General features: G+C 33.6%; 6 protein-coding genes. All 6 read right to left on the reverse strand.

All coding sequences use genetic code 11. From position 1 onward, the window contains the following. Positions 1-2: 2 nt before the first annotated feature. A complete protein-coding gene (locus EYY60_RS14315; protein WP_132989992.1) occupies positions 3-998 on the reverse strand; it encodes a DUF3667 domain-containing protein in 996 nt (331 codons plus the stop codon). A 46-nt stretch (positions 999-1,044) separates the two neighbouring features. Beyond that, positions 1,045-1,818 (reverse strand): dienelactone hydrolase family protein, encoded by a 774-nt coding sequence (locus EYY60_RS14320; RefSeq protein ID WP_132989993.1) that lies wholly within the window; start codon positions 1,816-1,818, stop codon positions 1,045-1,047. Between the two features lie 100 nt (positions 1,819-1,918). Next, positions 1,919-4,117, reverse strand: a complete 2,199-nt coding sequence (locus tag EYY60_RS14325; protein WP_132989994.1) for a penicillin acylase family protein — start codon at positions 4,115-4,117, stop codon at positions 1,919-1,921. A gap of 2 nt (positions 4,118-4,119) precedes the next feature. Next, positions 4,120-4,983, reverse strand: coding sequence for a cyanophycinase (locus tag EYY60_RS14330; RefSeq protein ID WP_132989995.1), 864 nt, complete (start codon positions 4,981-4,983; stop codon positions 4,120-4,122). 11 nt (positions 4,984-4,994) lie between these two features. Continuing rightward, a complete protein-coding gene (locus EYY60_RS14335) occupies positions 4,995-6,476 on the reverse strand; it encodes a M20/M25/M40 family metallo-hydrolase (protein WP_132989996.1) in 1,482 nt (493 codons plus the stop codon). Positions 6,477-6,496: 20 nt separating this feature from the next. Beyond that, positions 6,497-6,949, reverse strand: a complete 453-nt coding sequence (locus tag EYY60_RS14340; protein WP_132989997.1) for an Lrp/AsnC family transcriptional regulator — start codon at positions 6,947-6,949, stop codon at positions 6,497-6,499. Positions 6,950-7,071: the final 122 nt, after the last annotated feature.

Consider the following 7,071-nt stretch of genomic DNA (forward strand, 5'->3'; position numbering starts at 1 on the left):
GGTTAGTGTAAATTAATGAATATGTATAAAACATAGAATATCAGTAAAAATAGAATAAAAAGCGAATTTATAACAAAGAGAATTGCACTTTTAACAAATGAAACAAATCGGCTTTCACCATAAAATCGGTGGTGCGCTGGATAAAAATAGTAACACATCCAAACAATTCCAACAAAGTTTATGAGGTTTGTAACCACTGAAATTGGGCCATTTCCTTCAAATATTCCAGCGATTTTGTTGACAATGAATAAAATGAGGAATATTAAGAGCAAAAACGAAAAATAATGAAGCGTGAAAATTCCGTGATCAAAATAATACCATTTTTTCTTGCTATGGAAAATCCACAGGAAAAAGGCAAAAAAGGGCATTATAATAAATAGGATTTTCGGAATATTATGAATGAAGGATTCTATAAATTTCGTTATAATTTCTTTTTTGGTATTGTTTTCAGTAACATGCACTGCCTTCTCATAAACCCAATATTCAAAATCAGAAAGTTTTTCATCTTCTTTTCCATATTTTTGAATGGAGTCGATTTCTTTCATCGACTTTAATTCAAAATATGATTTTTTCATTGTTTTTTCATTGAACTTTTCACTGAATTTATCGTATCCTTTCTTAGTCTGCGAAATGATTTCTGATGAATCTTCTTTTTCCTTTTTATTGAGTTCTTCGGTTACCTTACTTGGAAACATCGCAATCAATAAGAAAGTAATAAAGCTGATGAAAATATAAAGACGAACCGGTGCCAGATATGATAGTCTTTTTCCAGAAAGATATTCTTTAGTTAAAGTGGAAGGCTTTACGAGCAAGTTTTTGATTGTTTTCCAAAAGGCATTTTCATAATGCGTTAAATCTTCAAAAAAATGAACAAATAAATGATGGAAAGTTTTGCGTGTATCGCTGTTTTCCTGTCCGCAATTTGGACAAAACTTTTGCTCGACTACATGCCTGCAGTTTAGGCATGTCTTGTCATCTCTAATTTTGTTATGTGACATTGATTTTATTTAGTTGATTTGGTGTTTTTTGGGTTAGTTTCAAGACTTATTTTTTCAGCACTTCATTCAGGAAAAGCAACAAATGATCAAAAGATCTTTTTGCTGCTATAGCATTATAAGCAGCACCTTTTGAATTGTCATTTCCAGCTTCAGGATTTGTAAATGAGTGAACGGAGTTTGCGTAATAAATCATTTGCCAATCTGCTTTTGAGTCACGCATTTCTTGTTGAAAAGCAGCAATTTCTTCTTTTGGAACAAATGGATCATCAGCGCCATGGCATACTAAAACCTTAGCTGTAATAGGTTCTGTAGATCTTTTGGAATCTTTGCCTAAACCTCCATGAAAAGAAACAACTCCTTTTACATTCAAATGGCCACGTGCAGCTTCAAGAACTCCAGTTCCGCCAAAACAATAACCAATAACCACGATATTGTCGGCATTTGCCCCAGATTTGATTAATTCCTGTAATGCAGCATTAATTCTTTTTTGATAAGCTTCGAAATTGGTTTTGTAGAAACCTGCTTGTTTTCCGGCTTCAGAAGTGTTTTTAGGATAGTTGCCTTCGCCATAAATATCGGCGATAAAAACATGGTAGCCTAGTTTTGATAAATCTTCGGCATATTTTTTAGAAGCGGTGTCGATTCCAAGCCAGGCTGGAAGCAGCAAAATTCCTGGATTGTTACTGCTTTTTTTAGCAGCTTTTATAGATAAGCCGTTTAATGCCTGATCTCCGTCGTAATATTTTACGGATTTTAGTTGTGCGCTTATAGTGTTAGAAAACAGAATAGTAGCAAAGATAAAAAGAAGTGAATTTTTCATTTGTTTTACAATTTTAAACAAATATCAGAAATATTCTCTTATAAAAAAACCTCGAAAGAAAGTTCTTCCAAGGTTTGTGAAAAGCGTTTTTCGGGCCGAATTATTCTCCCGGATGATAGGTTTTTTCGGCATTTTTTATGACATCTTCTTTGTAGAACAAAACATCTTTGAATTGTCCTTTTTGATACATTTGGGCTTGATCAGTAAAATGTTTTGAGTTTACGTCGCCACTATTTCCGCCAGCTAATAATGATTTTGCTTTTATTTTTGGACCAAATTCAACTGCACAAATAAAACTGTTTCCATTATAGCCATAACGTTTTTTAGAATTGTTTTGATAACTGCTTTTGAAAGAAGGCAAGCTTCCCCAAGAGCCAGGACCATAGCCAATTGGCAAACTTGGTTTATTGTCGTCATATTTTAAATCAATATCGCCATTAGTACGTTGAAAACGGTTGATTTCGCCCCAAGCTACTTGCCAAGTTCCAAATTTTGTTTCTAATTCTTTTAATACGGTCTGCAATTGCGGAATCATTTGATCAACTGTTGCATTTTTTGCAAAATTCTTCGTGTTTTCGACTTGATCTTTTTCGCCTTCGTCAACATAAGATTTCAAAATAATTGGGTTTAATTTATAAGCCCATTCTACGGCTAATGTTGTTGCAACAGAATTTTCTTTGGCATAATAATCCCAATATTTCAGTATTGAAATTGGCTCTTTCAATGCAACATATTCTGGTGATTGTACATTTATGTTTTTTTCAAAAACATTCACTAAACTCGGAATCAATATTTCGAAAATTGATAATTTAGAATCATAACCGTCAGCGATTACTTTGTCTAAAGTGTATTTGTTGCCTTTGCTGAAAATTCGGACTGCATTAATTCCTCTAAAATTTTCGCCATCCGGCGCCATGTACGGAATATAATCAGCTTTTTTTGGACTGTTTTCTCCAGCAACCGTGAAAGGAGTGGAGTTGCAATTTTGAAGCCAGCCATTTACTGGATTGTAAATATGAACAGTCTCATTTACATCGTGAAGTCCTTTCCATTGCGTTGCAGAAGTTGAGCCATCAACAACTTTTGCCCAGTTTAATTTTTTATCTCGAATCGGAATAAAATTTCCGTGCCAATATGCAATGTTTCCCTTACTATCTGCATAAACAGTATTGTTTGATGTATTGGCTTTTAAGTCCATTGCCTTTTTGTAATCCTCAAAACTCTTTGATTTTGTTCGCACCCAACTCTGAATCAAACTTGTCATCGATCTATTATTTGATTTTAAGCTGATCCATTTTCCATCTCTTTTGGCCATAATCGGGCCGTTGTTGGTAAAATAGGTCTTGAATTTTTTCGGAATCAATTTTCCATTTTCGGTATAATTGATTGTGATTTCTTTTTCGATTACAGGCAAAAGCTTGTTGTCAAATTCATAAAACAATTTTCCTTTTTTGTCAATGATTTTTTCGGCATACATATCGGCAACGTCCACATTTGATGAGGTATGCATCCAGCCGCAGTTTTCGTTGAAACCTTGATAAATAAAGAATTGCCCCCAAGTAACTGCGCCGTAAACATTCAAGCCTTCTTCGCTCGTAATTTGAACTTCTGGTCTGAAATAAAAGGTTGTATGCGGGTTTATGTAAAGAATCGCATTCCCGTCAGCGGTTTTTGATGGAGCAAATGCAAATCCGTTTGAGCCGGTTTGCACGTATTTTTCTCTTTCTACATAAGCCACTTTATCATTATTTCCAGAATAAAAAGCTTTTAATTCGGCAGTCGAAAGATCTGCAGTGCTAATTGCGCCAATACTTCCGTCCGTCCAAAGCAACGGAAACCATGGCTCAAAATGTGTCAATAAAGCAGGTTTTACTTCTGGATGTTTGTATAAATAAAAGTTAATCGCATCTGCATAACTGTTCAAAAGCTTTTTGAGCCATTCTGGTGCTTTCTTGTAATCGGATTTAGCTTCGTTTACGTCGATTAAGAGTTTGATTTCTAAATCATTATATAAAACTGATTGTCCTTTTATTTCAGAAAGGCGTCCAAGTTTTTCAATATAATTCATTTCGATTCTTTTGAAATCGTCTTCACATTGCGCATACAATAATCCAAAAACGGCATCGGCATCTGTTTTTCCGTAAACATGCGGAATTCCCCAATTATCTCGAATTATAGTAACTTTTTTGGCAAGATTTTCTAATCGGACGATTTCTTTTGCGTTGCTATTTTGTGCCGAAATTTGAAAAGTCACACAAATGAAAAAGAAGGATTTTATTATTTTAGAATAGAAATGCATGATTATTTGATGTTAAATTTTTGACCGGGAGTATAAATGCTCATTTGTAAATTCTCGATCGATATAAGATTGTTTTTACTTGATTTTTTAATGCCTTTTGGTTTACGAACCACAATAACTTCGCTTTCTCCAGCAACTTCAACTTCATTATTTCGAACGATAATTGCAGTGGCTTCATCAATTCCGATTCCGGTTAAATTTGGAAATTCAACTAAAGCAGAAATTAATCTGTTGTAACGGTTTCTTTTTAAAAAATGCTGATCAATAACGGCAGTTTTCAATAATCCCAAACCTTCAGAAGTTTCCAGATTATCATATCGAATATTGTCAAAAGTTCCCGAATATTCTTTTTCTAATTTCTGATTTCCAGTAATCATTTTTTCGGACATAACGGCTGCTCCGGCGCTGGTTCCAGAAATTGTGCTTCCGTTTTCATAAGCTTTTTGAATCGCCGTTTTGATTGGGGTACTATGAACCACAGACATGAAACGGCTTTGATCGCCTCCGCTAATAAAAATCAGTTTTGCTTTTTGAACAGAATCTGTTAGTTTTTTATTTTGAGCAGTTTCTTTATTGAAATTTAGCATTACAATTGGATTCTGTGTCAATTTTACCATTTGTGTTTTAAAGAAAATAAAGGAGCTGTCGGGTTCTTCGCTTGACATCGGCAAAACCACGATGTAATCTTTTTTTCCTAATTCGGCTACAGCCAAAACTTGTTTCATCAATGCATCAGAACGATCGCCTCCTCCAATGATGAATAATTTTCCTTTTGGATTTTGTGCTTGCATGAAAAAGCTTGTCAATAACAATAACGCCGAAATTGATTTTTGGAAAGAAAATTTAAAAAGAAATTGGTTTTTCATAGTTATTCGGTTTAGTTATTCGGATTTTCTAAAAATTTTAAAAGAGAAGAATTGACAATAAATAAAACATCATGTATTTTGTCAAAATCTACTTTTGAAGCTTTATCATTTGGCGTATGGTAATCATCGTGAAAACCACTGAAAAACGTCATAATTGGAATTCCTTTTGCAGTAAATGATGCGTAATCGCTTCCTGAATGTCCGTTTGTTTCCCATAAATCTAAACTAAACGGATTTTGAAGTTTCGAATTGATTTCAGTGGACATTTTTCTCAGATTTTCATCTTCTTTTTGAGTTCCGATGCTTAAAATTCGGTGTAATTTATCTTCTGGTGCACTTCTGGAAATCATATCCATATTGATCGCCAACAGTATTTTTTGTTTGCTGAAATCAAAATTCTGAACAAAATATTCACTTCCCAAAAGCCCCATTTCCTCGGCAGTCCATGAAGCAAAAAGTAAATTATAATTAGGTTTTGTTTTAGATTCCGACCATTTTTTTGCCAAAGCCAGCATTCCTGAAGTTCCCGAAGCGTTGTCATCGGCACCGTTGTAAATCGAATCATTTTTAACGCCTAAATGATCGTAATGTGCGCCAACGATAATAGTTTTTGTGGTGTCTTTTCCAGAAAGCATGCCTAAAACATTTGCAACTGGAAAAGTTTTAGACTCTAATTCTATCGAAAAATTGACTTTTACTTTTTGTAATGAAGTTGATGTGAGGCCGTTTTTTGATGGAATGCTAATTTTTGAAAAAAGATTTTCAGCCGTCGTTCTATGAATTTTGAATACAGGTATTGAAGTTGTAATTGGGTTTTCTAAAGAATGAAAAACCTCATTTTGTGTAGTTTTTGGAGATTTAAAATACTCGTGAGTTTCAATAACAATTAAAGCAATTGCGCCTTTACTGATGGCAGTTTTTAATTTGGTTTCTTCCAAATCATTTTCTTCAGGAAATATTTTCTTGAATTTTTTATAAGTTGCAGAAGTGCTGTCCTTATCGTTTGGAAATCCGCTTAAAACTACAACAACTTTATTTTTTACATTGCGTTTTTTGTAATCGTCATAGTTTTCTTTTGGCAAACTCAGTCCATAACCTGCAAAAATCACTTCAATTTCTTTTTTATTAATAGAAGTTGAAGTTGGAATAGTTTGAAAATCTTTTTCTGAAGAAAGGGAAATGGTTTCCTGATTTCCTTTTTTGAACTCTAGAGTTGTGTTTTTTATGCTATGTTCTTGAATTTTAAAGGTTTGATAATAACTTTTGATTTTAGCGAAAGATTTTAGATTGTAAGCATACATTTTAGATGCAATATAATCAGCAGCCATAAAACCGCCTTTTTGATTGGCTTTTCGACCTTGCATCGAATCCGAAGCTAAAATAGTTAGTGCTTCAGAAAAATCACTTTTTGAAGGATTTGGCACTGAAATCTGCGAAAACAGCATTGATTTACAGCAAAAAAGAGTAAACAAAAGCAGAATTCGTAAATGCATTTTTTTAGTTTAAAAGTTTATTAAAACGAAATGTTTCTTTTGAAAGCACAGCCTAATTCTATAATAGAATCAGTTTTGGCAATTCCGGGAATGTTGTCGATTTTTTCGTAAAGGATTTTTCGCATGTGTTCGTGATTCTTCGCGACAATTTTTATGTAAAGCGTAAAAGAACCTGTAACATAATAGCATTCTGTAATTTCAGGAATTTTTTTCATTTCTTCGATAATTCGATCAGAATCAGAATCTTTATTTAATGTAATTCCGGTGAAAGAAGCCCAGTCAAAGCCAATGTTTTTTTCTTGAATTATTGGTTTGATACCACCAATAACACCTTGTTCGATCATTCGGTTTACGCGCTGATGCACCATTGTGTTTGAAATTTTTAAATTGGTTGCAATGGCAGAAAAAGCCATTCTTCCATCTTTTTCTAATTCTTTCAGTATTTTAATATCGAATTCGTCTAAAATATCCATTCTTCGTATTTTATTATTTAGTCCCTACGGGACATTTTTATTATTAATTGTTTTTCTACCGATATCGAACCCCTATCGGGGTTTTAAATCAATCTTTTACAATCCTATCTCGTTAGAGATGG

It is taken from the genome of Flavobacterium zhairuonense, from assembly GCF_004352915.1.
Classification (GTDB): domain Bacteria; phylum Bacteroidota; class Bacteroidia; order Flavobacteriales; family Flavobacteriaceae; genus Flavobacterium; species Flavobacterium zhairuonense.

Bases quoted from the DNA above. Each gene is read 5' to 3' on its own strand.
- EYY60_RS14335 (WP_132989996.1), bottom strand. From the start codon at position 6,476: ATGCATTTACGAATTCTGCTTTTGTTTACTCTTTTTTGCTGTAAATCA.
- EYY60_RS14340 (WP_132989997.1), bottom strand. From the start codon at position 6,949: ATGGATATTTTAGACGAATTCGATATTAAAATACTGAAAGAATTAGAA.
- EYY60_RS14315 (WP_132989992.1), bottom strand. From the start codon at position 998: ATGTCACATAACAAAATTAGAGATGACAAGACATGCCTAAACTGCAGG.
- EYY60_RS14330 (WP_132989995.1), bottom strand. From the start codon at position 4,983: ATGAAAAACCAATTTCTTTTTAAATTTTCTTTCCAAAAATCAATTTCG.
- EYY60_RS14325 (WP_132989994.1), bottom strand. From the start codon at position 4,117: ATGCATTTCTATTCTAAAATAATAAAATCCTTCTTTTTCATTTGTGTG.
- EYY60_RS14320 (WP_132989993.1), bottom strand. From the start codon at position 1,818: ATGAAAAATTCACTTCTTTTTATCTTTGCTACTATTCTGTTTTCTAAC.